The sequence below is a fragment of the Sphingobacterium sp. UBA7631 genome, assembly GCF_002483935.1.
Taxonomy (GTDB): Bacteria; Bacteroidota; Bacteroidia; order Sphingobacteriales; family Sphingobacteriaceae; genus Sphingobacterium; species Sphingobacterium multivorum.
On the sequence record NZ_DLIX01000010.1, the window covers coordinates 240,076 to 266,433 of the forward strand.

Consider the following 26,358-nt stretch of genomic DNA (forward strand, 5'->3'; position numbering starts at 1 on the left):
CCGGCTCTTTTGCGATTATCTTTCCGCTGGTGGGCGTGGAATGGAAAACCAGAAACTGCTGCCCAAGCCTACCGTACTGTCAACTCCTATTAGACCCGCGTGTTTTTTGATAATTTCAGCGGAGATATAGAGTCCGAGCCCGAGCCCCGAGTACGATTTGCCTTCATGGTTTGCTCTATAATATCGATCAAAAATAAAAGGCTGTACTGCCGGATCAATACCTTCACCTTGATCCTTGACGGTTATCTTGATACAATCTTGCAGCTGTTCCACAGTGATATTGATTTCTCTCGATTCTGGTGCATATTTAACGGCATTGTTGACAAAATTAACAAGCACTTGTTCAAGGCGTTGCTCGTCAGCAAATATAGTTGCATCGAGATCGCCCGTAATATTAACTTGATGATTGCCTTGGGATATGATATTGTGACAACTGGAGGCAAGAATCTTTGACGCTTTGAAGGTTGTTTTTTCGAGATGAAGCTGTCCTTCACTGATTCTATGCATATTGAGCAGGTCATCAACAAGTGTAACGATTTTTTTGATATTGACAGCAGACTGATCAATAAGCCTTGAAATGATCTCACTTCCAGTTTTGTCCTTAAATCGTTCCAGCAATTGAATCGTTCCCTTTAAGCCCGTGACGGGTGTCTTTAGTTCATGGCTGGCAATGCCCAGGAAGTCATCTTTTTGTGATTCGTAATTCTTTCGTTTTGTAATATCTGCCACTACGCCGATGAGGTGAGTTGCATGACCTTCTGGATCGTATTTGGGAAGACCTGATGCATTGATCCAGTGTAACGATCCATCAGGCCAACGGATGAGATATTCAGCGTGATAAGTGGTCTTGTTCTGGATAGCGTCCTGCACCTTTTGATACACCATTTCGCGGTGTTCAGGGACGATGCTTCGCATGAGGTCTTCATAGTCAAAGCGGTCGTTTTTGGTAAGACCAAAATTGATTTTACAGGTTTCGGAGCAGTCCATTTTTCCTGTTCTGATATCGCGATTGTAGGAGCCGAGTTCACCAGCTTTTAGTGCAATTTCCAACTGATAGTTGAGAGCTTCAAGATGTTCGTTTCTTTTGATGCGCTCGGTAACTTCATTGGCTATGACAATAATAGACTCCGTTTCACCTTCATCATTCTTTAACGGCTCATAAGTAAAATCAAAATAATGATCGCCCAATACCCCCATAGACTCAAGTCTTGCGTAGGCAGTATCTCCAATGTAGTTTTGGCCGGTGGTAAAGACATCGTCCAATATCCCTAAATAGGGCTGTCCCTGAAGTTCTGGAAGCGCTTGTGCAAGTGGTTTGCCGAGGACAATTTCGGTTTTGCGCCAGAGCTTGAGCATCCTATCGTTGGCAACTTCAATAACTAACTCACGGCCTGTTAAAATCGCAAAGCCTATTGGGGCCTTATCTATAAAGGATCTGAATCGACGTTCACTTTTTTTGAGATTTTTATTGAGTAGCACTGTCAAATCATAGGATTTGTTGAGCTGACTATTCGTGCGATAAAGTTCGTCATTGGCAAGCTCCATTTCGTCATTAAGTTCGAGCAGTCGTTGTTGCATGGTTGCCATGGTAATATTGACGCCCTCAAGCTCATCAATTTTATCGATGGAAGAACTTCGAAGCTCGATTTGATCCATCGCTGTGCGTGCAAGACCTGCTAATATCTGTCGATCAGCTGCGCTGAAAGCCCGCGGATGCTTGTCGATAACGCACAGTGAACCGATCATAAAACCATCATGTGTAATAAGGGGTGCACCTGCGTAAAACCGTAGCCCAAAGTCTCCAATTACAGTTGGATTGGTCAGTAGGATATCTTCTTCCAATGTATCTTCAAAGACTGTTACTTTCTTGTCCAAAATAGCCAGACTACACAAACTTTGCCCTCGATTCGTTTCCTTTGTGGTGCCCATGCCGATATTTGCTTTGAAATAGACCGATTCTGCATCCACCAATGAGAGCAATGCAATAGGGGCATTAAAGATCTGGCTGGCTAATTTTGCAATTCCATCAAAGCTGGCTTCAGCGGGGGTTCCCATTATTTTATAGCGTCTGAGGGCATTCAGTCGGTCATGTTCATTTTCAGGCATTATATCCATTCCAAACGTATTCTCTATCATAGTGACCCTGTAATTCTTTTTATAAAGATATAGTTTTAATTACAAAAGGGAGATTCAATTTTTCTCTCTTCATCGGCAATTCAATGATTCCATAAAACCACCAAAAAATTTCTAAACCTATAGTTGAATTAACAGCATGTGGGTACTTTGAACTCGGTTTGTGGTTTATGGCTGGGGCAGGATGGCAATCCGACCGTAAAAACGGATCCCTTATTAGGTGTGCTTTGGATGTTCACTACACCTTTGTTCCGCTCAATAAGATCCTTACATAAAACAAGGCCTACGCCCGATCCGGGTTCGTCTTCCGTTCCGAAAGACTTTTGCTGGATCTCATTAAAAAGTACGGCGGACTTCGAAGGGTTAATTCCTATTCCTTCATCTTGAATATGAATATGTGTATAGGTTTCATCCATGCTGGTGTAGATGTTGATATTCCCGCTCACATAGCTGAATTTAATCGCATTGCTGATCAAGTTGCGTAAAATAATGATGGTATGATCCCGATTGGCAATTATCTGTGTGTTGTTTGGTATATCAATATTGATTTTTAGCTGTTTAGATTGTGCATTCTCATTAAAAACTTCAACAATTTGTTGTATTATAGGTTTGATCAACTGGGGTGATGCTTTGGTATTGATCCCCTGCATACTGCTGCTGCCCCATTGCAATAAATCATCCAACGCCTGATTCTGCTGCGTAATTTGTTGAAAGATCTGCTGGATGTATTCCTGGGAGTTTGTACTGTCGAGCATTTGATTACGAAACATAAAGACCAGTGCTTCCAGATTGGCAAAAGGACTTTTGATATCGTGCGCGATAATAGAAAAGATTTTTTCTTTGTCCCGATTCATGGATTCTAAGTTGCGGCGTTGCTGCTCAATTTTTTTTATATTCTTATAGATGATGTCAAGAAAGAAGTTGACTGCGACGACCATAAAAGCTAGTGCATTGATAATATTGAAAACAGACCTAGATCGAGGCACTTGCTGGCTTAACGGGAGTATATCGGGAAGTAGATATAAGAGTGAAATCAAAAAAGCTACCGTAATACAAAGGGCTATATGGATCTTTCGATTATCATACATCAACATGGAGACAATCAATGTGCACAATAAAAAGTATTCGCCACCATTTTTATAAAGTAGCGCTCCAGCGAAGAAAAACACAGCATTACTTGTCAACAGTGTTGCCTTAGCGATAGTACGCTTCTCATAATATTGAAGTAGAAGGACCGTAAGCGCACATAGTGAATTGCAGAAGTTAATCGCTGCTAAAATATAACGGTGGTCGATAAGATTGAGGATTGAAAAGAAAATTGTCGGAAATAAACATAACAATGCAATCAGATTGATCATGTATACGCGTTTGAAATCGATGTATGACATGTCCGGATGTGCACCAATATGGGAAAGTAGTTTCCAATATTTACGAAAATGATTCATAAAGACTTGTCTGATTTGCTTGCAATTTCTAAACATTCAAAATTAGCTATAAATCAGGAGTTCAACAATGATTTTTCTTGAATAGCAGGATAAGATTGGCAAAATCTGTCCTGAAAGGAAGATAAAAGGCTACGTCACGTTATTAATTTGGAAAAAACAAACGAATTTCGGTCCCTTGGTTTTCCTGACTGAAAATGGTCATCTGCGCTTTGAGCCTTTCAAGAATTTCCTGAACGATAAACAATCCGATGCCTTTTCCCTGGTACTCCGTTGAATTTGAGCCACGCAGTCTTTCCATACGGATATTTTCGAGTTCATGCTGCGGAATACCGATACCATTATCTTTAATAATATATAACACACCGTTCGTTACTTTTTCACTATAAATATGCAGCGCTGCTTTCGTATTGGCCGAAGAGTATTTAATGGCATTGTTGATCAAGTTTGTAAAGATTTGGTAAACTCCATTTTGATCACTGTTTACTGGAAAAAGGTCTCCAAAGATAAGTTCAGTATGCGGGCTACGGAATAATAATTTAGCTTCCCGGCACCAATTGGGCAATGTAAGATCTAAACGGACAGGTTGTTTCCGTAGCCTATACATTGGGGCAAGGCTCAGCTCTACCGTTTTGTCGATAATGTCAGCGATGTTTTCAAGTGATTGATCGATGACCTCATACAGTTCGAGCCGCCTATTGGTTTGCATATCCAAATGTTCTTTAAGTACACCTATACCCAATTTAGCGAGTGCCAAGGGATTTTTCGCATCATGTGATAGTGTATAGGATATCATGCGCAGGTTGGTTGCGGGATTGATAGTTATATTTTCTCGATCTAAAGGTTTCTCATCGTGTATCTTATGCGTGACATCGGTAGCTGTGTGGAGGATGGAATTTGTTCGTCCGCGCTTATCAAAGAGTGGCTTATACTCAAAATCAAAATAGCGTTTGATTTTGAAATCACCGTCAACAATCGTTGCGGGAGTTTCAACTGCCTTGTAGGTAACACCGCTTTCCCAGACGTTACGGAGTATATCGGCAAATCCTTCCTGGGTAAAAACCGGAAAAACCTCTCCAAAGGAATGTCCAACGATTTCATTCTCTGTACGCCACATTTTTAACATACGAGAATTGGCAAATGCGATATTGAGGTTCGAATTATCATAAATGGCCGTGGCAATCGGCATTTGATTTAATGCTTCAAAAAAAATCGGAAAATCCTTTTGAGGTTTTTGCATATTGGGTATTTAATGATCATCTGCTTACCACAGAGCGATCGTAAAGGTAGTCAAAAATCAAGCCAATAGCGATGTTTTTTATGTTTTTTGGGAAAAATACGATCAGTCAGCGGGTTCGAAATTGCGCAATAAAAACCCACTGAATTATTCTTATATTTAATAAACTTCACAGGAGATGTAAGTTAAAAATAGACAGGGATTTGTAATAATACCAATTATGGATAAGTATTTGGAAATTAGGAAATATGATGTTGAGGACACCAATAAGCTGATCGATATTCTTCATCTGAATATACCGAAGTATTTTGCGCAGAGCGAGGTTGCCGATTTCAGGGAATATCTGGATCAGGAAATGGAAACCTATTTTGTTGCACTGGTTAACGGACAAATTATTGGTGGCGGTGGTGTAGGTTTTTCCGATGATGAACGCACAGGATATTTGAGCTGGAGTTTTTTAAATCCAAAATATCATGGATTTGGTTTTGGAAAAACCCTACTGCATCATCGTATTGACTTTCTTTACGCCCATCATCAGGTTGAAAAGATCGAAGTCGGCACCTCTCAATTTACGTTTGGATTTTATAAGAAAAATGGTTTTGTACTACGGGAAATCCATAAAGATTATTGGGCTGAAGGCTTTGATTTATATGATATGGTCCATACAAGAGAATAGACAAATGACTGAATGCTGGTCAGGCAACATGTTGAAAAATAGGTTGCTACTTAGTGGTTTAATGACGCCAAGTTTTCCTTAATTTGATTCAGGTGGTGTAGGGGATGATAGCTCATCAGGTAAAACATTTCACGTATACTGAGTTTTCCGAGCAAAGGGTGGGGTAAGACCAGGCTATCGAGCTCCTCTTCATTGTACAGTGCAAATAATTGATTAATTGTGGTTATTACTTCTTCCAATTGCGTTATAAGGCCCTCTTTTTGTGCAGGCAGGATTTCATCAGGCAAAAATTGACCTGGCGCCTGTAGGCTTGTTTTGAGATAATTGTTAAGTACTGTATCGTAGTCCCAAGATGTACGTTGTAGGGTGCCGAATTTTTGGACGATGAACTCTTTTGATTGCAGTATCTTTGGAAAGGGTAGAAGCGTTAAGAGGATATGTTTTAGCTGCTGACCAGCTGTCCATTTTTCATGATTACGGTATAAAAAAAGGGGATCAGGTAATGCCTGGATATAGGCAATAACCGTATGGTGGTTGTCAGAAAAAGTTTTGATCAGTTCTTGTCGATTCATCCTATTTTTTTTGGTAAGTGTTTACTTCGGTCGTTTATTCTCGCTTATTGATAAGTCAAAGCCTGCACGCCGTACTAAAAATATAAAATTATTTGCTAACCACACTTATGAAACTCACTTATTCATGGTGATCAAAACAAAAAAGGCCGGTATTGTTTGTTATACCGGCCGCCTATTCTATTGGTTTAAAAACTAATATGCACCAAAGTCTGCAAGATGAGAATAGAAGAAATCACCCCAGGAACTTGTCGATTCTATTTTAAGGTATTGGGTGTTAACGGAGGCATTCAGATCGACATTGATCCAGAAACCAGCAACTTTGCTCAGCTGCGTCGTTTTGATCAATGTCCAGCTTACACCATTTGTACTTGAGTAAATATTGACATCTTTCATCGCTCCATTTAAATTGTCGCGGTTACGGAAAGCAACTCCTTTCACCGTGCGTAATGCCCCCATATTGATGGAGAAGAAGTGAGGCTGCGGAGTTTGAGTGGACGACCAGGGCGTATGCCACACTGTACTTCTATTCATATCCAATACATTGCTCGCCGGTGATCCAGGCTCGTTACTATCGCTAGCGACAATTGACCAACCTGTTGTCGGTAAAAGTTTATAGGTAACAACCTTGGATAGATCGGGTACATTGTTAACGAAGTTATAAGCGTACCCTAAGGTTGTACGGCTTCCATTGGCATGGAGAAACCCTATTCTCATTTCGTAATTCCCTGTCAGATCATAAAAATCAGCTAATGGACACTCGAATCGAAAGCTATCCTGGCCAATTATTTTTGTGGCCCATTGTACGGCATCATAATCGTTGTTTACGCCAAAAGGCTCTCTATCATGCCAGACAACAATGTCATTGACCGGTTTTGTTGTCGTAAATTTCCCGGAAATGATAATCTTATTGTTCACAAAGCTTGATGACAAGGATGTAATTTCTGCAGAAGCGGATGCATACCAGTCACTTCTTACCACAGTGCTAAATACTTGGCTATTGTTAAATGTTGCTGCTGTGGTACTGGTCAATGAGGTTGTGGAGATTCCATAGGTTGAATTGCCTGAACCCATTAAAGCCGTACCTAAAGTTGGTGCTAATGTTTTGTTCATCCTATTGTGGCTGGCATTTAATCCGTGGCCCAGTTCGTGGATCATTCCACCGATCCACACAGTTGCTTTCCATCCAATATCGCCGCCTATTCCTAAGTTTTTAGCGTCCAGATTTACATAATCTAAGGCGTAGCAGCTGGTGCCTGTACCATAGAACGGCGGGCCTCCGGGATTAGCTGGATCTGTATTATATGTTGGAATAATGATTAGATTGTGCTCGCTTTTTTTTCCTGACGGATTTTGGTTAAAATAGCTGTCCACTTCTGCCTTCACTGCTCCGCTACCCCCCGAATATGGATAAGTAGCTTTGCCGTATTTTCCGGTGATGTAATGGATATTAATCAAACTGTCATTGAGTAGATCCAATCCGAAAGATTTTCTACCAAAGCCTTCGCGATCCATATTATTTGCAAACATATTTTGGGCATCTAAGAGGATCTTGCTAAGACGCTTTCTGAAATTGGGAATGGAGTCAACATCATTTGGAACAAAATAGATGACATTCAGCTTATAGGGATTACTGCTCCATTCATTGGTTACCGAAGTTGTTGCTGCGTTTGCCTTTAGATTTCCTACACTTTCTTCGGTGTTAACCAAGGTCTTGTTGCAGGATGCAACCCCTAGTGCGAGGGTTGCAAGCATTAAATTTAAAAGTTTTCTCATAATGGTTTATATTGTGTATCAATAAATATAAATAAGGTATCTTTTATGGTGTGTAAAAAAAATAAACTTTTATCATAATTAGTTTAGTCAATCGATTGATTAATCAGCTTTGAAAATTGTTTTGTAACATTTTAATTCGTTTGGGTAGGAAATCATTAAGAATTAATAGGAAATGGACGATCTTTAACCGATGGTGTACTTGGCTTTCATCGTGGTCTTATTACATTTGATTGCATGAATAATTAAATCGTATGGAAAAAATCAAAAAACTGATATTACTGTTGGGCCAGCAGTTTTAGCTATGCAAAAAATGGAGAGAACAATTAAATTGACAGTATTTTTGCCCTATGACCAAGATCTGGTGTGGCGTGCATTGACGGAAGCAGACCTGCTTGGGGCTTGGTTTATGCCAAACGACATCGAAGCCGAGACAGGACATTATTTTACGTTTAGGATGAAAGCCCAGAAAGGCTGGGATGGTATTACGCATTGCGAAATTATTTCGGCAATACCCAAGCAATATCTTGCGTATAGCTACCGGGGTGAAGCTACTGGTGAGAAAGCATTGGCCTGTGCCGGAATTCATTCGGATAAGGCAGATAAACTAACGAAAGGAATCTTCACAAAATTGGATACAGTGTTGAGCTTTTCATTAGAACCAACCTGTAGTGGGACTCTTTTGAAAGTGAAACAGTCCGGTTATAAAGGCATTAAGCTGGTTTTGATCAGTTTTATTATGGAAATGGGCTGGAAAAAGCAGTTGCACAAAAAGTTACCCCATCTCTTGCAAAAGCTCAAAGCAGAGCTATAGAAACAATGATTAGTCCAATTTCTTTCTGAGCCATGTACGGACAGGTTCGTCATACCATTTCAAGCTGACATAGGCCAGTGCAATACTCGTCAGCAAAATCAATAGGGCATAAGGCAAGGCTGTCACTAGCGTCACATCCTTGTTATTGCTGATCCAGGCAACATAAAAATAGACCAAAGGATAGTGTACGAGGTATAGCGGGTAGGAGATGTCACCCAAAAACTTGCAGAGCTTATTTTCTATTCTGCTACTTGATATGTTACTTGTTCCCAAGTAAACAATCAAGGGAAATACAATGATAATGCATACAGACTCATATATCCCGTTCAACCAAAGCTGATCTGCTCCGCCTATACGAGGCATATACAACACAATGGCGATTAAAATACTGCAGTATAAAAATGCATGTCGGATACGGCTGGGATTGGTTATTCTGGATAGCAAAAGGCCCGCAAAAAAGGGATACATGGTGCGGGTGATTCCTATCCGCACTTGCTCAACATTTAACGTCCAGCCACCACTAACATCACCATTGGGACTTGTAATCGCCAAATGCGCGAGCGCCACAGCTGCGATAATGACCAAAATGCTTAAGGCTGTTTTGGATAATTTACGAATACCGATAGCATAGAGAATATTGGCAATATATTCAAAAAACAATGACCAGCCAACACTATTGAGCGGGTGCATTTCCTGCCAACCACGAATATCCAAAGAGAGGGGGACGGGGAGAATCGTATAACCGATGAGCATTACGAGAAGCATTTTCCAAATCGGGACGGTATGAATAAGTGGCCAGATGGTGGAATCGGTAAAGTAGAAGCCTATCGCGCCAAGAGTCATACCCAGTATAACCATGGGCTGAAGGCGTTCAATACGGCGTTTAAAGAAAGTGCCAATCGACATTGTACGCCAGCGATCATCATAAGCATAACCGATTACAAAGCCAGATAAAAGAAAGAAAAAGTCAACTGCCAAATAGCCATGGTTTACCAAGATATCGAGGTGGCCTGTTGCCAATGGCTCGGTGAGATGAAAGGTGACAACGATAATCGCCGCCAATCCTCGTAGTCCGTCTAAAATGGGATAGTGTGGTTTTGTAGAAAGGTTTTTATTATTCATGGCTTCTGATTGTATTCCGAAGATGTCGATGGACTTGCTAATTGTTTATACATGTTATCGAATGAATGGGTGAAAATAGTGAAATAACACATTTGATTTTGATCATATTGTATCAAAATCCCGATAGTTAGTCTCATTTTGGTGTTACGCAGAACCGTTTATACGGATTCACTATTCTTGTTACTGGTCTATACAGCTAGCCAGCTTATTTTCTTGTCGATGAAGCATCGCGGGATTCAATACTCCAAATTTTTATATCTTGCTGTCCGATTCACAAAGGTTTTCTTTAATCGCTATACGCAATTAAACCACGTTGTTTATTACTACATGCAATGTCAAGGATGTCATCGATCAAGGTCCAGCACTTATTCTGCTCGTTTATGTAAATATGGGGCTAAATTGCTAAACGCCCGGGTAGACAGCAGCGTTATTAATATGGTTAGCTCGATCCCTTTTTGATGGCTGCCACACTTGGCTGACAATAAATAGCTAAGGAGGCATTAAAACTGATACATTTTAATACCAATTTGGAGGTAATAACAGTTTTCAATCATTTTTTAGACAGTGATTAGTCAGTATTTGTTCAGTTCCCACTGAGTAAGCACTGAACAAGCACTGAACAAGCACTGTACTAAATTAGAATCTGATCACTCTTTGATCCTCATTTACTGCAATTAAAGATCAAACAAAAAAAAGGAAAAGGAACTACGCTTCTGTGACAAAAAAAACTGTTTCGCGGTAATAGTTTATTTAGGTATAGGGATAAAGCGAAATGATCTTTTGACATCTTTCAAAGCATCTAAAACTTGAATGTTTTAACGTTGACTACTTACATTTTTAAAACTAATCCATATACATTTAGAATTATCGGCTGTTGGATATGGAAATATGATTAAAGGAGGTATTTTGAACGGAATTAAATGATTAAAGTCATTGCGTGAAAATAAATGACATCATTAAATCGAAGTAGAATAACCTGATAAACAAATTCCACATTGATAATTATGTGTCTTTGAAAATCTAAGGTAATACGCTTAAACAAGAAAAGCTAATCTTGCGATTAGCTTTTCTCAGTGATCCCGCTGGGATTCGAACCCAGGACCCATACATTAAAAGTGTATTGCTCTACCAGCTGAGCTACGGAATCTTACTTCTTTGTTTTTGAACTGTCGTTCCTTGTTTGAAGTGATGCAAAAGTAGGGCTTTAATCCTGTTCCTGCAAATAATTTTGGCTTAAAATCACGCTTTGAGGTTTAATAAGCTGATTTTAAGCCAAAAAAATTAACCATTTTCCAATTCCATGATTTCTTCCGCCAGCTGCTCCCAACTCTCCTGAAATTGCGTCAATAATGCCTTCGCTGAGTTGTAAGAGCGTGTAGTTTCCTGTAACTTAGTCGCATCCGAATACACTGCTTCGTCGGCAAGCTTTGATTCTAAATTTTTAACTAAAATTTCCTGCTCCTCAATTTTTTGTTCGAAAGACGTTAGCTCCTTATTTTTTTTACTCAACAAACGTGTTTTATCTTCCGTAAGCGGTTGCTTTTCTTTCTTTACTTTGGGTTCTTCCTTAACTTTTTTCTCCGTTTTTACGTCCGCCTTTACGACGCGTTTTGCAGCCCATTCTTCATACTCCTGATAGGTACCTGGGTATTCCTTGATCTGTTTGTCTTCAATGTACCAGATTTTGTTTGCTACATTGTCTAAGAAATAACGATCGTGGGAGACAACGATAAATGTACCTTCGTATTGCTGCAAGGCCTGGATCAGAATGTTGACAGACTGCATATCCAAGTGGTTGGTAGGCTCATCAAGCGCCAGGAAGTTTGCGTCCGCGGTTAATGCTTTTGCAAGGGCTACCCGTGATTTTTCACCTCCGGAAAGTACTTTGATTTTTTTGAAAGCGTCATCACCGGTGAATAGAAAACACCCAAGGATGGAGCGCAATTCAGTCTCTGTATGCTTCGGCGCAAAAGCTTGTAACTCGGCAAGTATGGAATTTTCCAGGTGTAGAGCCTCTAGCTGATGTTGCGCAAAAAATGTCTGCGAAACATTGTGTCCCTGTTCTGCTTTTCCTTCAAACTGGTGATCCGCATTGGCCACGATACGTAAGAGGGTAGATTTACCTTTACCATTGGCACCAATTAGGGCTATTTTATCACCCTTTTCTATAATGGCTGAAGTATTTTTTAAAATCTCCAGATTAGGATAGGACTTAGAAATATTTTCCAATGTCACGACGTGGCGCCCCGAAGGTTTTGAAAATTTAAAGCTGAAGTTTACCATAGGATTGTCATCGTCTACATCGTCAATTCTCTCCAAGCGATCTAATGCTTTGATGCGCGACTGCGCCATTTTGGCTTTGGAGGCCTTAGCACGGAAACGCTCGATAAGGCGTTCTTCCTGTTTTATCTTGGCTTGCTGGTTTTTGAATTGATTGGCCTGCAATTCATTCCGTAGTTCCTTCTCTTCAAGATAAAAACTGTAATTACCTGCATAAAGTGTTAATTTTCCTTTACGTGATTCTACCGTTTTCTTGATGATGCGGTCAAGAAAATATCGATCGTGGGAAACAATCACAATGGCGCCATCAAATGCTTGAAGATAATTCTCCAGCCATTTGATGGAAGGTAAGTCCATGTGGTTGGTTGGCTCATCCAGTAACAGAATGTCTGGAGTTTGCAATAGGATACGGGCAAGCATAACCCGCATACGCCATCCTCCGGAGAAAGTGGCCAATGGTCTTTTCTGTTCTTCTTCGGAAAAACCTAGGCCGGCAAGGATTTCATGGGCCTTAAATTCGATGTTATAACCATCTAAAGCCTCAAATTCTACTTGTTTATCACTTAGTTTATTCAGGATGTCATCCGAATAATCTGTTTCTAGTTTGTGGAGTAAGTCCTCGATTTCGGCATGTAATTGATTTTGGCGCTCAAAAGCTTCCATGGCAACATGCAAAATGCTTTTGTCAGAATGGTACGACAATAAGTCCTGGTTTAAATAACCAATCTTAAGGTCCTTCGCCATGGAAATCGTTCCTGATGTGGGCGTATATTGACCGACAATAAGGCGAAGTAAAGTCGATTTACCTGTGCCATTGGCACCGATTAAGCCAACTTTATCTCCTGGTTTGATGTGCCAGTTTGCCTCGTCATATAAAGCGCGAGATCCTATTTCAAATGTTAAATTATTTATTGATATCATTTCAACTGCAAAAGTACAAAAGTAATGAATATTTCTTCTTCTTTGAGTAACTTTGCGATTATGTATAAATTAGTCAAACCTATATTCTTTACAATGAATCCGGAGACGGCTCACCATAAAGTGACCGGTGGATTGAATGTTTTCTCAAAAATTTGGGGCGCCAAACAATTATTGAATGCTTTTTTTACCGTGGAAGATCCACGTTTGGAACGCGAAGTCTTTGGATTGAAATTTAAAAATCCGGTGGGTCTTGCTGCTGGCTTTGATAAAAATGCGGAATATATTGCAGATATGACTAATTTGGGATTTGGTTTTATCGAAATTGGAACGGTAACTCCTAAGCCGCAACCGGGCAACGATAAACCCAGGATGTTCCGCCTTGTTCCCGATGAAGCGTTGATCAATAGAATGGGATTTAATAATCAGGGGGCAGATGTTGCCGCCACAAGGTTGAAAAATCTAAAGGATCGAAAAGGATTGTTAATAGGGGGGAACATTGGTAAGAATAAGGTGACACCCAATGAAGAAGCTGTCAACGACTACATTTATTGCTTCAATGCATTGTTTGACTACGTGGATTATTTTGTTGTCAATGTGAGCTCTCCGAATACACCGGGCTTACGGGATTTACAGGAAAAGGAGCCTTTAAAACATATATTGAATACTTTACAAAGCCTCAATATCGCAAAATCGGCTCCGAAGCCTATCTTGCTTAAAATAGCGCCCGATTTGACGGATAGTCAATTGGATGATATCGTCGAGATCGTTTTGGAAACTCAAATTGCAGGTGTTATCGCAACAAATACGACGATTTCAAGAGAAGGCTTACAGAGCCAACAGGAGCTGATCAATGAAGCGGGTGGGGTAAGTGGACGTCCTTTGACAAAGCGTTCAACGGAAGTGATTCGCTACTTAAGTGAAAAGTCCAACAGGGCATTTCCCATCATCGGTGTAGGGGGGATTCATTCGGCGAAAGATGCCATTGAAAAGTTAGATGCTGGAGCCAGTCTCATTCAAGTTTATACCGGTTTTATATACGAAGGCCCAGGCTTGATTGCAAAAATTTGTAAAGGTATCCTGCAGACAGGAAGATAAGGATTAGCATGGCAGTTGATTTTGATCTGAAAGATTTCTTGGATAAGAAAGTTGATGAATATAATCAACCTGGTTTTATTCCAAATGATCCCATATCGATTCCCCATCAATTTTCCCGGAAGCAGGATATTGAGATCATGGGATTTTTGGCTTCCATCATGGCTTGGGGACAAAGAAAGACGATTATCAATAAATGTAATGAACTGGTGGCTCGTATGGATGGTTCGCCATACGATTATATTGTAAATCACCAGGAACAGGATTTAAAGACCTTGCTGGGATTTAAGCACCGTACCTTCAATGATACCGACATTCTTTATTTTGTTTCTTTTTTTAAGCATCACTATGCGCATTTCGAATCTTTGGAGGATGCTTTTCTCGTAGGACAGGAGAACAGGGAAGAGGTCGACCTAGAAATGGCATTGAATGCCTTTAAAACCTATTTCTTTTCCTTACCTGATTATCCTGTTCGCACGCGGAAGCACATTAGTAGTCCAGCACAGAAGTCAACTGTTAAGCGGATCAATATGTTTTTACGCTGGATGGTCAGAAAAGATACAAAAGGTGTAGATTTTGGTATTTGGCACCGCCTGTCCCCAAAAGATCTCATCTGTCCATGCGACGTCCATGTCGAGCGTGTTGCCCGCAAATTTGGTCTAATTACGCTGGATAAAGTGAATTGGAAAACAGCCCAGGAATTAACAGCCAATCTGCGCTTACTGGATCCGCTGGATCCGGTCAAATATGATTTTGCGTTATTTGGATTAGGCGTTGAAGGGGAAATGTAAAATTAATGCATGAAGAAAAAAAAGCGTCCTTGCTAATTATAATTGGCAAGGACGCTTTTTTTATGCCGCCACCTATCCTAAGATGATGATGAGGTAGCAAACTTATGCGAGCCTGTCGATCTTGATCAGAAGGTCAACCAAACGATTGGAATAACCAAATTCATTGTCATACCAGCCCACAACTTTGACCAGACCGCCCACCACCGAGGTTAACTGCGCATCAAATACACATGAATAGGGGTTATTGATAATATCGACCGAAACGATAGGGTCTTCTGTATAAAATAATACGTTTTTTAATTCGTTTTCTGCTGCAGCTTTGAACGCTTTATTGATTTCCTCTACGGTGGTTTCTTTCTCGAGCGTACAGGTAAAGTCCGTCAATGAACCATTGAGTACGGGTACACGTATCCCGGCTCCGCCAAGTTTATTCTGCAGATGCGGAAAAACATTGGTAATCGCTTTAGCGGCACCAGTAGTTGTTGGAATGATCGCCGACGATGCTGCCCGCGCTCTCCTCAAATCTTTATGTGGTGCGTCGTGAAGATTCTGGTCTCCTGTCATGGAATGAACCGTGGTAATATAGCCATCTCTGATGCCCCATTTTTCATCCAATATTTTAACAAGAGGAGCAACATTGTTTGTTGTACAGGAAGCATTGGATAAAATCGAAGCGGATATATCAATGACACTGTCATTAATGCCCAATACCACTGTTGGAATGTCTTTATCTTGTGCCGGGGCGGAGATAATCACTTTTTTTGCACCAGCTTTCAGGTGCAGAGCCGCTTTGTCACGACTGGTGAAATACCCTGTAGATTCGATGACAACATCAATTTGAAGCTCCTGCCAAGGCAGTGCTGCAGGATCTTTTTCATTGGTAACCAAGATGGAAAGACCATTGACAATAATATGTTTGTCATCGTGTGTCACGGTACCAGGAAAAGGACCATGTACAGAATCGTATTTAAATAGGTGGGCTAAGGTCTTCGTATCTGTCAGGTCATTGATGGCAATGACCTGCAGTTCATCGAAAGCCTCCCGTAAAAAGATATTACGTAGTGTATTCCGACCGATGCGTCCGAATCCATTGATTGCTATGTTTAGCATTTCAGATTATTTATGAAATTGGCTTATTGCTTCGTTAATATTTTTTTCACCTTCCCAATGTGCTTTTAGTTTTCCGTCCGCACCATAGACGTAATTTGCGGGAAATTGTGAAGGTACGTGGATGGTCTGTATAAACGTTTGGTCTTTATCAATCAATACCTCTACGTTGGATGCTTTGGATAGTTTAGGTGCAAAGGTGTCAAAAAAACCTAGTACTAAGGCCGGATCATTCATGGAAATATAATAAATATTGACGTCTTTTATACGATCAATATTCTTTTCAAGCTCCGTAGCTTCATGTTGGCAATGACTACACCCGGGATCAAATAGAATAAAAACGGTATTCTTGTCTTTAGCGAAGTTTTCCTGCGTAACACGGATGCCCGAACGAAGCTGATAAAATGTGAAATTAGGAAGAATGGCTGCAGGGTCGGAAGATTGCTTTGGCGCAGCTTGACTAGGGTCGTGGTCTGCATGATCATGGCCTGCATGGTCATGGCTTTCAGCACTGGCTTCCTGCGTCGTATTTGCCGTTTGATCTGATTTTGTTTTGTTGTTGTTACATGAGGAAAGAATCCCGGCAGTCAATACCGCTGTCACTCCTAAGATTATCTTTTTGTTCATAGAATACGTTTGCTTTTAAATCAATTTCGTGATTTTATCATTTTAATGCTTAATACATCGTCAATTTTTGCGTAGAAAGTATTGAAGAATCTATTATACTAATGATCAAAACTATGAAAAAAAAGGGATTCTTAATCGTAGAAATTCATTTATGACAGTATACTGGATATTAATGCATGTTGTGATCAAAACAATTTAGCCTGTTGCACTTCCCTTATTCTATGATGTCAGGACCGTCATGCCTGGACTTTGTGTCTGTCAATGAGGTAGATTGAATAATATCAGGTGTACTTCGTCCGAATTCAATGCTGTACACTTTCAGTAGCACGCCAACACAAGATAGGATTAGTGGACCAAATATTAATCCCAGCATACCAAATAGGTTTAATCCCAGCAAAACACCGAATACCGTTATTAAGGGATGAACGTCACCCAACTTTTTCAATATGGTAAATCGAAGTACATTATCAATACTACCAATTATAATGATACCATATAAGGCAAGACCTATTGCATTTCCGGACTGTCCATTCGCCAGTAGAAAAAGCGCTGCGGGCAGATACACCACCATGGTTCCCAAAATTGGGATTATAGTGGAAACTGCGGTAAGAATTCCCAGAAAGATCGGGCTCTCTAAGCCAAAGAACCAATAGCCAAGACCCGCTACAATACCTTGGCATATGGCCAAAATCGGGATGCCGATTGCATTGGATTTTACCATCATGTCAAACTCTTTCCACAACTCGGCTTTACTGGTTTGAGTGAAAGGGATCGCTTGATAAATGGTTTGTTCTAGTTTTTTGCTGCTAACCAACATAAAATACAACACAAATAGCGCCACCAGTATATTGACACCAACTTCCGCAACGGAATTCAGAATATTGGGTATAAATTTAGCTGCTTTTTGAAGCGTTCCCATTAAGGCGGTATCAGAAAGATCGATATTGCTTAAATAAGGGCTGTCTTTAAAGTACGTTTTGATCGAGTCAAACTTGTGTATCAGATCGTCTTTGTTGCTAATGACTTCTGTTACCTGAGGTACCATGTAGTTGATTAACAGATAGAGTGGCCCTACCAAGAATATGATGGTTAATAATATCAATAAAATACTGGCAAAAGATTTATTCCATTTTTTTTCTTCAGTCAGCTTAAAGTTGATTTTTCTAAAAAGAATATATAACGTAACTGCTCCCAAGAAACCGGGGAGATAGTAGAATAGGCTTGTAAATATCAATATACATATCGCCAATATGATGACGATTAGCATGATTTGATTGATGGAATTATTGTTGATTTGTTTGTACTTCATATAGCTGACAAATATACTGTCTATCGATTGTTATTTATCGTATGACAATATTTTTTTGGAAAAAGTTTTGTCTTGTTAAAATAAACTTTCTTTTTTATAATTTCAATGTTTTATTGTATTTCTTTTTTCTGCCCTAAAGCCAATTGTGAAGTTCTGGTTCCCAGGGATTAGCAATCATGTGTTTTGCTAAATTTTGATAGCTTTATGCGCTATGCTGTACCTAGACTTTCTTTAACCTAGGCACTAATCGTGCGTAGTAAACATAGTCCTTTACGTTTGCATGGAGGGCCAACATCATTCACGTTAGTATGGAAGATGGAAATCTGCTTAATTTTAGTTTTGATTCTGCGGCATTAAAACCTCCCTTAAGATCGTTAGTATATCGTATTGTTTGACAAAAAGCATGGATTGTATTGTCCTTGTTTGACGGGTTTCTTTAGCTGAAAAGGCCGTGCTGCTTACTGTTTTGGTCGCCTTATGAAAAAAAGGATGTGACCCTTTTCCTTTTTTGTTGTTTGAAAATAAGCCCATAATCTTTTGTTTTTGTTGGTTATAGCGATCAGGCTCGTTCAGCGAAACCGCTATAACTAATGTACAAAATAAAACGGAGTTAATTGATAAAAATTTGACTGCCACGCTCTTCATCCTTTTCTATCGAAAGGGACACTGGAATACGTTCTTTGAGCTCTTCAACATGTGAAATAATGCCGACGATGCGGTTTTCTTTGTGTAAATCCAATAGCGTTTCGAAAACAATGTTAACAGAAGTAATATCTTGTGTTCCAAAGCCTTCATCGATAAAAAAGAAGTTTTTAGCCGCACGCGAATTTGACTGTACACTTTCTGCTAAGGCCAAAGCCAAGCTTAGGGATACTTGAAATGCCTGTCCACCGGACAGTGTTTTTACGCTGCGACTTTTTCCTTCGTTCAAATAATCGATAATTTCAAATTCATTGTTGTCATTCAGCTGCAGGCTGAGTTGATTGCGGGTCATGCGATGGAAACGAATGTTCGCATGATCACACAGCTGCCGTAAATAAATCGAAGAAACATATTGCACAAAGCCCGCTCCTTTAAATAAATTAAAAAGTTGTTTCAAATTCTCGTGGCGTAAACTTAGTTTGATCTGTTGTTGCAGGAGATTTTCCTTTTTAGCATAGGCGATTCTTAGCTGATCGCGTTCTTGTTGAAGTCGGGCAACATTTTCTGTGCTTGCTTTCAATTGTTGGGCGCTTTCATCCAGGATTTTTTCCTGCGCGAGATATTGGTTTTCATCATATACCTGGTCGACGAGTTTCTTTTCCAACTGACTGATCTGTGTCTTCACCGTTTCAAACTGGATCTGAAATTGCTCCAGCTCTTGTCGGATCTGTATGACAGACATATTCTCGGCGAGGATCTGCCGAATCTCTTCCAACGTGTCAAAGGATGAGGTTACGAGCAGCTGCTGGATTGCGGCATCGGCCTCTTGACTTTCACGTTCGATATGTCCGAGCTGTTCAACAATGGTCTGTACCAAGCTGTTTTGGGCTGCAAATTGACTGTTTAACTCATTTAATCGTTCGCTTAAAGCAATGTAGTCGCGCTCAATTTCAAGATTCGATCTTTTCAGTGCAGTATATTCCTGTTCGACTGCTTCGGACTCCCGCATTTTATAGTCGGACCAGCGCAGCGTTTTTAGATTCCCCATATTTTGATTAATCTGGGCCTGTTTGCTTGCTTCATCACGTTCAAACTGATGCAGTGCTTTATTGTATTTCTCCAGCTTTTCCTCAACGGAGGCGAGTGTAGCCTGATGTTCGCCAAGTTGTTGCTCCACTTTTGCTAGTTGCGTTTCGATCCGGGCAAGCTCCTGCTTATTTGATGTGTAGCTGGATTCATCCGTAGGACTGTAACCGGCCCATGTAAATTGTTGGGCATGCGCAATTTTGTTACGGGCATTCAGCTGTATTTTCGTATGTAGATCTTGTTGCTGATCATTTAGTGACTGCAAACGTAGCTGAAGTTTCTCGACCTGAAATTGCTGATCCTGTTGGTGCTTAAGGTTCTCATTTGTCTCAGTAATCAATTTCTCATTAGCGGCAACCTGGTGAGAAATATCCTGTCCTTGATTGATGGCGGGATGTTCCAAAGCTCCACATAGTGGGCACGGGGAGCCTGCTTTAAGGTTTTCTGCATATTGGGTCAACCTTTGCTGCAGGAGAAGATGAGATTTTTCATCTTGGAGTGCTTGAAGTTTTTGCTCGAGGGCATTAACGACAAGAGGATGATTGGATCGGAATTCTTCGAGATCAGGATGGAAGGCATGGAGTTCATTCTTCAGTATGGCTATGTTTTTTTCTAAATCAATGGCCTGTTTGTTCAGGTCGTCTTCCTGCTGCTGGATGCTCTGCTGCTTGGTATACCACTGACCCAGCTCCATGAGTTCTTGAGATGAGGGTTTTGCTCGCTTTAGGCTGGCGATCTGAATTTCTGTCTCCTGGATTCGAGCTTTAAAATGTCGTTGTTGATCTTTCGTTTCTTGCACAAAATTGCGTCCCTTCTGCGCCCGATCCTGTAAACTCTTAATTTCATTTGAAAACGTAATCAATTGGCTTATCAATTCCAGGTCCAATTCCTGAATACGACGCTGTGGTAGCAGCTCATATTGTGATTTCAACAGATTTAGACTTGAGGAATGCTCCTGGATCAGCTGTTGAATTTCGGCCTGTCTCTGCTTTTCGGTTTCTACTCTTTTCTGTGCAATTAGGCCTTCTGCTGCTAATTTTTCCTTGGTTTTAAGAATATGTAGAAAGTTGGTTTGCGCTTCCTCAAAGCGATTTAACTTTAACCGTAAAGTTTCTTTTTCATCTTTTTGTTCTAGCAATTGCTGAAAGAGTGCTTTCACTGTTCGGAGTTCTAAGAAATCCTCTTTGAGTTTTTTGAGGTTTAAGAACCTTTCATGGTGCGCCTTGTACGACGACTCAAGGACGACAAAGGACTCGACTGCCAGTTGGAGATTTGTTTCGGTCGTTTCTATCAGTTCGGTTGTGACCTCATCAAATCCGATTAATTGACCGTTGAGGTGATCCAGTTCGGACTGATTTTTTTTATAGAGGTTGGAAACTTTATCCTGCAGGTCGAATCGATGCAGCTGAAAAATTTCTTTCATCATATCCGTGCGTTCCTTGGCGCCGAGTTCTATAAATTCTTTGAACTGTCCTTGGGGAATGATGATTGTCCGCTTGAAGTTCTCATAGCTTAATCCGATGATATGCTGTGTATTGCTGCTTTCTAGTGGAACCCATGCTTCATTGATTTTTTCGTAGAGTACAACCGTGGGCGATTTCACATCATCGAAATTTTTGGAATTGCGTTTAAATTCGCGGGTAATTCTAAATGTACGGTCTTCAAAGTTGACGAAATCAAGCTCGATATACGATCTATTGGACTTGAGATTCATCATGTTATAAGCGCGTTTATCCCGTGCATTCAGACGTTCCGTCTCTCCAAATAGGGCGTAGGTAATCGCTTCCAATATCGATGATTTGCCGGAACCCACAGCACCGAAGATACCAAAAAGACCTGCTTGAGAAAGCGCAGTGAAATCGATCGTCTGACGTTCTTGATAAGAGTATATCCCTTCTAGAGTTAGCTGTAATGGAATCATGGATTATGAGTTTAGGATTTCGCGAAAAAGATCGAGGATGTCATCATTGGGTGCCTGGTTGCCGTTCTTGGATTTAAAATAATCGTTGAATAAGGTCGACATGTCTTGTGTAAGATTAATTTCTTTGGCTTCAAGCAGCTCTTGCTCATCTTGCTTAACGAGCGGAATGAGGTAGATTATTCCCGAATGGCTCTGATAGATTCGCTTGCGGTCCTCGGCTTTTAAGAAGGTCTCTGATTTCAACGTGAGCTCCACCAATGCATCGGGGTTTTCAGACAACCAGCATATACACTGCTCAATATCGTCGAATGATTTTCTGACCAGCGGTTTGCCCTGAGTCAATGGAATGCGCTCGACAATTGCTTGTTCGCCGGCCGATACATTCACCAACGCAACGTATTTAGTTTGCCCAGCCTCCGAAAAGCTATAACATAGGGGCGAAGATGCATAAATCACCGGTTTCTCAGCCGAACCGATATTTTTATAGCCATGGAGATGTCCTAATGCCGTGTATTGGACCTGCGGCGGGATGGCCTCTGAATAGATTAAGTCTGCATTACCAATTTTCACCGGTTTTTCGCCATCTGGCTCCTCTAAAAGTGGACTGCCCAATTTATTCATGTAAAGGTGTGCCGTCAATATATTGACGCCTTTATCATCGCAATAGGTATTGGCTATTTTTTGCCAATTTGCCGCTAAAACTTCATTCAATTTACTTTCTTTCTCTTCGCCTAGATACTGTTTTAAGCGTATTTCATTGGCATAGGCTGTGTGAACAATACGAATCGGGTAGTCAAATTGCGGCAAGCTTAATTCGATGAAGCCTGTATCTGACTGTAACACGGTGAAACCCTCTGTTGCGAAAGGAGTGACCACAGCATGAGGATGCCCGATTAAGATGATCCCCGACGCTCTTGCCAAAGGATCGGGCGCATCAATCAAATGAGGTGAATCGTGATTGCCTGCGATTGCTATTACAGGACGCATGCCATTTTTTGTAAGACGCTTTATGGTTCGGTAAAATAACTCAATGGCTTCCACACCTGGATTGAAGGCATCGAACAGATCTCCTGCGATGATCACCAGATCCACGTCTTCCCGATCTGCGATATGAACGATTTCATCCATGACCAGTACTTGTTCATCTATCCGGGAAAAACTGTCCAATCTTTTTCCTAAATGCCAATCGGCGGTATGCAATATTTTCATGTGAGAGCTTGGATATTTTGCTTCAATGTTACAAACTAAGATAAATTTGGCATGAAATGCAATTATAATTGGATGGAATCTTTCAAATGACCAATTTGTGCTAATAAGGAATGAAGCTTTTCTTTTGTTTGAATGGCCATGTTCTCGAAATCGAAATGTTAAAACATGTTAAATGCATGCCGTAAAAGTCATTTAATTGTATTTTTAGTGCTCCAAAATTAAGCTAGATAGTCATAGACAAGAAATATGCGAAAAATTTACCTGTATATCTGTTTTTTCTTTATGCTGTTGACGCGCGTAAACGCGCAGGAAATACACGCTATAAAAGGGGAGACTGCTTATCCTTTTTTATTGAAAGACGCTACACCGGATTCATTGGAATCTGAAAAGCAGCCTGTGTTTGTGTTTTTGCACGGAAGAAGTTTGTCCGGGACAAATTTAGACCGTGTAAAGCGTTACGGTGTACTGTATGCCATCAATAAAGGGCAGGATGTACCTGGGATAATTGTTGCACCACAGTCCCGGGGAGGATGGGATCCAGACAAAGTAATCGAAATTGTTGACTATGTTATTGAACATTACAATGCCGACCCCGACCGTATTTACGTTTGCGGCATGAGTATGGGAGGCTATGGCACCATGGATGTGGCTGGTAAATATCCCGAAAGGGTCGCTGCTGCCGTTGCAATATGTGGTGGTGGATCGAGTCAGTATGCATCTAACCTGACGCAGGTGCCGATATGGCTTCATCATGGTACTGCTGATCGTGCTGTGCCAATTTCGGAATCCCGAAAAATTATGAATGCGATAAAAAGAGAGGACCCGGAAGCAAATGTGAGCTTAAATGTAATAAAAGGGGGCACACACGGAAGCGTGGAACGATTGTTTCATGACGATGCAATTTACAATTGGATGTTGAAATTTAAGAAAAAGCATAAATCTTAGCTTAGCGTGAATGCGAGGGTGGTCTGTCGGACAGCGATTTATAACATAAAAAAGCCTGATGAAATATTTCTATCAGGCTTTTTTGTTATTAGCCTTCGTGATCAAAGGCAGACTGTCTTTTTTGAAATTGAGCCATTAATATATTGGGTTGATGGATCAAACGTGTTTTTGCGAGGTATTCGGAGTTGTCTGCATAAATAAACAACAACGTTCCATCTTTGATTGTGTTAATGATTGGACCTGCAAATTCCCTTGGAACCGCGGGGCAGCCGTAGCTTTTGCCAAGTCTGCCTAAACTTGCTATTGTTCCTGTGCTACAGTAGTCGGCGCCATGCATCACAACATATCGTGCTTTTGCATTGTCATTTATCCCTTCTTCAAGACCATTTAACACCAAAGAGTAGCCGTTCTCGCCATTGTAGGTGTTTTCTGTTGTAAAGAATCCTAAAGAACTTTTAAGTGACTCCTGTTGATTTGAAAAATTGACGGCATAGTTTTCACCGCTATTTTTTCCATGTGCGACCAGCGTGTTGAATAGTACTTTTTTGTGCGCAAGATCGAGTACCACAAGCCTCTTTTCCGTTGATGCCAATGAAAAATCGATGACGGTCATGATGTCCTTGTTGTGGATCGGAAGTTCTTTTCTGCCTTCCATTGCTTGACGAAACGCTTCGTATTTTAATACTTTGCCTAGATTCATTTCATCATACAACGAGTCAACTTCGGTGTGTTGACGTTCGACATTGATACGATGAGTGCTGGTGGTGTGTTGATTTGTTGTTTTTAATTCTTCTTGTGAGGACAGTGCTGTATTAAGTGCCATCAAAAGAAACATAAACGTATTTCCCATTCTTCTCCCTTTTCTGTGTAGATGTTTACAAAATTAATGATTAAAGTTAATACATATTTGATTTACAGAATGTTAAATATTGTTAATCAATAACAACAACCAGCGAAGCGAGGTCTTTTGACCGTTTATAGACAAATTGAGCGTGAGATGACGCATTTCTGACGCACATATGGGACTTGGGTATTGTGCCCAGACTCTCACTATATTCAATGATGCTGCCATTGGGATTGTTAACTGGCACCCCATGTATATAGGCTCCGGCGGTAAATCGGGTAGCATAGGGGGCGAATCCGGCATAAGTTTTGGTACCGTCTTCGTAATAAAACATCTTGGATTTGTGTTCCTGGACCACAAAGAGGCCTGTCGGTGTTTCTTGGGCATGGGGAGGTTTGTGTCGGCCACTCGTCACGGGGTTCATGCTTCGGACAAGCCATTCCTTACCGACCTTCTCCATGGTGCAGATATTTTGGTTCTTCACATCGACAACATTGATAATGTTGAACTGTACGGTATCGCTAATGATGCGAAGATATCTTTTGGGTACGGTATATTTTCCTTCGAATGAAATACCCTCAATCGGAATCCGTGCGGTGCTGTCTGGACCTTGTACGCGAACGAGCCAGCCATCCCGACCATAACGAACGGCCTTGGCGCTGTTAAGATCGTAGAGTGGTGCCGCTTGATAGCGTTCGACATTGAAACTGTCGGACACGCGTTTATAAGAGTCCCGCTTATAATTCTGGATTGTTGGCGCTTCGCCCTTTTCATTTTGATAATTTTGTAGAACGCCGTACAGCGATGGCGTCTGTTGAAAATTTTCGATAAAAGCCAGGCGTTCCTTGATTTTATCCCATTGAAAACCTCGCGTGGTATCTTTGTAGGGATAACTGTCCTCCAGGGTGTATTTGTTGTAAAGCAGCTCTTTTTTAAGAATAATATCATCAGCCGTAAATACTTTTTTCTTCTCAACCTGCTCTTTAGGAGGTGTAGGTTTTCGCTGTTCAGTTTGCTGATTGGTCTTTGTTGTGTTTTTCTTATCTTGCCGGCATCCCGGCAATAGAAACAACATGCTTAGTATGAAACAGGTTAATCTTCGATTCATATATGGATGTATAGATTATCGTTTTATACCTTAAACTTAGATAATTAGTTTATTATTTGCAATTTTATTGCAGTTGAAAGAAAAAGAATTACCGTTAAACCTTTAGCTATTCCTTTTGTGTACTTGAAGAACTATTCAAGGGTCAGCTACTGCAGCGGTAGTTAATTTAGGTTAAATGTAGTGCTGAAGGACTGTGTTGACGTTCGTCGGATATATTTCTTAGCTGATGATAAAAAGTTAGTTTTGTGGTCTGAAATAATCAGTGTGAAATAAGTGATATGGACAAAATTGTTATTTGCTCGGGGGTGATGCTTGCCCCGGAAGGAGATTTGCTGATGGTTCGTAAAAAAGGTTCTAGCTATTTTCAGCTGCCCGGCGGGAAGGTAGCTCCGGAAGAAAGCCGTGAGGAGACCTTAATTCGCGAACTCAAGGAGGAGCTTCAGTATGACGTGGGCGGGATGGAAATACGGTTTATCGGAAGCCACAGTACGCAAGCCGTAAATGAACTTAATACGGTTGTCGTGGGCTATATCTATTTAATTAAACTGGCAGAGCGTCATGCATTTGAGGCTTACGAAGAGCTGGACGAAGCGCTGTGGATCAGTAAAGCTAATTGGCAGAACTACCGATGGGCTCATTTGGCATCCGAGTTTGTTCTTCCGAAATGGCTTTCGGGTGATTTTGATCAGTAAATCGTATTGAGTAAACAA

General features: G+C 40.7%; 20 protein-coding genes and 1 tRNA gene. 6 read left to right on the top strand and 15 right to left on the bottom strand.

What is annotated here, in order from left to right; genetic code table 11:
- Positions 1–15: 15 nt before the first annotated feature.
- The 3 genes from B3P16_RS17385 to B3P16_RS17395 all read right to left on the bottom strand — a co-directional run bounded on the left by B3P16_RS17385 (position 16) and on the right by B3P16_RS17395 (position 4,815).
- A complete protein-coding gene (locus B3P16_RS17385; protein WP_286752035.1) occupies positions 16–2,136 on the bottom strand; it encodes an ATP-binding protein in 2,121 nt (706 codons plus the stop codon).
- 128 nt (positions 2,137–2,264) lie between these two features.
- Entirely contained in the window at positions 2,265–3,578 is a 1,314-nt protein-coding gene (locus tag B3P16_RS17390; protein WP_070569087.1) for a sensor histidine kinase, read from the bottom strand.
- A 142-nt stretch (positions 3,579–3,720) separates the two neighbouring features.
- Entirely contained in the window at positions 3,721–4,815 is a 1,095-nt protein-coding gene (locus B3P16_RS17395; RefSeq protein WP_286843708.1) for a PAS domain-containing sensor histidine kinase, read from the bottom strand.
- A gap of 217 nt (positions 4,816–5,032) precedes the next feature.
- Between B3P16_RS17395 and B3P16_RS17400 the strand changes: the two genes are divergently transcribed.
- Positions 5,033–5,488, top strand: coding sequence for a GNAT family N-acetyltransferase (locus B3P16_RS17400; protein ID WP_046673620.1), 456 nt, complete (start codon positions 5,033–5,035; stop codon positions 5,486–5,488).
- Positions 5,489–5,538: 50 nt separating this feature from the next.
- On the opposite strand, the gene B3P16_RS17405 is transcribed toward B3P16_RS17400, so the two are convergent.
- Both B3P16_RS17405 and B3P16_RS17410 read right to left on the bottom strand, forming a co-directional pair.
- Positions 5,539–6,060 (bottom strand): DinB family protein, encoded by a 522-nt coding sequence (locus tag B3P16_RS17405; protein ID WP_046673594.1) that lies wholly within the window; start codon positions 6,058–6,060, stop codon positions 5,539–5,541.
- A gap of 192 nt (positions 6,061–6,252) precedes the next feature.
- Positions 6,253–7,833: a discoidin domain-containing protein gene (locus tag B3P16_RS17410; protein ID WP_286843710.1), complete on the bottom strand. Its 1,581-nt coding sequence runs from the start codon at positions 7,831–7,833 to the stop codon at positions 6,253–6,255.
- A 310-nt stretch (positions 7,834–8,143) separates the two neighbouring features.
- Here B3P16_RS17410 and B3P16_RS17415 point away from each other — a divergent pair, with 310 nt between their 5' ends.
- Positions 8,144–8,644 (top strand): SRPBCC family protein, encoded by a 501-nt coding sequence (locus tag B3P16_RS17415; protein WP_046673618.1) that lies wholly within the window; start codon positions 8,144–8,146, stop codon positions 8,642–8,644.
- A gap of 9 nt (positions 8,645–8,653) precedes the next feature.
- Here B3P16_RS17415 and B3P16_RS17420 read toward each other — a convergent pair whose 3' ends face one another.
- The 3 genes from B3P16_RS17420 to B3P16_RS17430 form a co-directional block, all read right to left on the bottom strand.
- Complete coding sequence (locus B3P16_RS17420; protein WP_286843711.1) at positions 8,654–9,766, bottom strand: acyltransferase family protein; 1,113 nt, start codon at positions 9,764–9,766, stop codon at positions 8,654–8,656.
- Between the two features lie 1,074 nt (positions 9,767–10,840).
- Positions 10,841–10,913: transfer RNA gene (locus tag B3P16_RS17425), tRNA-Lys, on the bottom strand.
- A 134-nt stretch (positions 10,914–11,047) separates the two neighbouring features.
- Positions 11,048–12,967, bottom strand: a complete 1,920-nt coding sequence (locus B3P16_RS17430) for an ABC-F family ATP-binding cassette domain-containing protein (RefSeq protein ID WP_286843714.1) — start codon at positions 12,965–12,967, stop codon at positions 11,048–11,050.
- Between the two features lie 60 nt (positions 12,968–13,027).
- On the opposite strand from B3P16_RS17430, the gene B3P16_RS17435 reads away from it, so the two are divergent.
- A complete protein-coding gene (locus tag B3P16_RS17435; protein ID WP_046673617.1) occupies positions 13,028–14,062 on the top strand; it encodes a quinone-dependent dihydroorotate dehydrogenase in 1,035 nt (344 codons plus the stop codon).
- 8 nt (positions 14,063–14,070) lie between these two features.
- Entirely contained in the window at positions 14,071–14,850 is a 780-nt protein-coding gene (locus B3P16_RS17440; protein ID WP_172462523.1) for a TIGR02757 family protein, read from the top strand.
- A gap of 102 nt (positions 14,851–14,952) precedes the next feature.
- Here the strand turns inward: B3P16_RS17440 and gap are convergent, their stop codons facing one another.
- From gap to B3P16_RS17465, 5 genes are all read right to left on the bottom strand, one after another.
- Positions 14,953–15,960: a type I glyceraldehyde-3-phosphate dehydrogenase gene (gene gap / locus B3P16_RS17445; RefSeq protein WP_286843715.1), complete on the bottom strand. Its 1,008-nt coding sequence runs from the start codon at positions 15,958–15,960 to the stop codon at positions 14,953–14,955.
- A gap of 6 nt (positions 15,961–15,966) precedes the next feature.
- Complete coding sequence (locus B3P16_RS17450) at positions 15,967–16,584, bottom strand: TlpA family protein disulfide reductase (RefSeq protein WP_286843717.1); 618 nt, start codon at positions 16,582–16,584, stop codon at positions 15,967–15,969.
- A gap of 214 nt (positions 16,585–16,798) precedes the next feature.
- Positions 16,799–17,893 (bottom strand): AI-2E family transporter, encoded by a 1,095-nt coding sequence (locus tag B3P16_RS17455; RefSeq protein WP_286843719.1) that lies wholly within the window; start codon positions 17,891–17,893, stop codon positions 16,799–16,801.
- A gap of 610 nt (positions 17,894–18,503) precedes the next feature.
- Positions 18,504–21,542, bottom strand: a complete 3,039-nt coding sequence (locus B3P16_RS17460; protein WP_286843721.1) for an AAA family ATPase — start codon at positions 21,540–21,542, stop codon at positions 18,504–18,506.
- 3 nt (positions 21,543–21,545) lie between these two features.
- Positions 21,546–22,751, bottom strand: coding sequence for a metallophosphoesterase family protein (locus B3P16_RS17465; RefSeq protein ID WP_286843723.1), 1,206 nt, complete (start codon positions 22,749–22,751; stop codon positions 21,546–21,548).
- 246 nt (positions 22,752–22,997) lie between these two features.
- Here B3P16_RS17465 and B3P16_RS17470 point away from each other — a divergent pair, with 246 nt between their 5' ends.
- Positions 22,998–23,696: a prolyl oligopeptidase family serine peptidase gene (locus B3P16_RS17470; RefSeq protein ID WP_286843725.1), complete on the top strand. Its 699-nt coding sequence runs from the start codon at positions 22,998–23,000 to the stop codon at positions 23,694–23,696.
- A gap of 88 nt (positions 23,697–23,784) precedes the next feature.
- Here the strand turns inward: B3P16_RS17470 and B3P16_RS17475 are convergent, their stop codons facing one another.
- Both B3P16_RS17475 and B3P16_RS17480 read right to left on the bottom strand, forming a co-directional pair.
- Positions 23,785–24,546 carry a murein L,D-transpeptidase catalytic domain family protein gene (locus B3P16_RS17475; RefSeq protein ID WP_286843727.1) on the bottom strand — a complete coding sequence of 254 codons (762 nt, stop codon included), beginning with the start codon at positions 24,544–24,546 and terminating at the stop codon, positions 23,785–23,787.
- An 82-nt stretch (positions 24,547–24,628) separates the two neighbouring features.
- Positions 24,629–25,648: a L,D-transpeptidase gene (locus B3P16_RS17480; RefSeq protein ID WP_286843728.1), complete on the bottom strand. Its 1,020-nt coding sequence runs from the start codon at positions 25,646–25,648 to the stop codon at positions 24,629–24,631.
- 278 nt (positions 25,649–25,926) lie between these two features.
- Between B3P16_RS17480 and B3P16_RS17485 the strand changes: the two genes are divergently transcribed.
- On the top strand, positions 25,927–26,340 hold the full coding sequence (locus B3P16_RS17485; protein WP_286843730.1) for an NUDIX hydrolase: 414 nt from the start codon (positions 25,927–25,929) through the stop codon (positions 26,338–26,340).
- Positions 26,341–26,358: the final 18 nt, after the last annotated feature.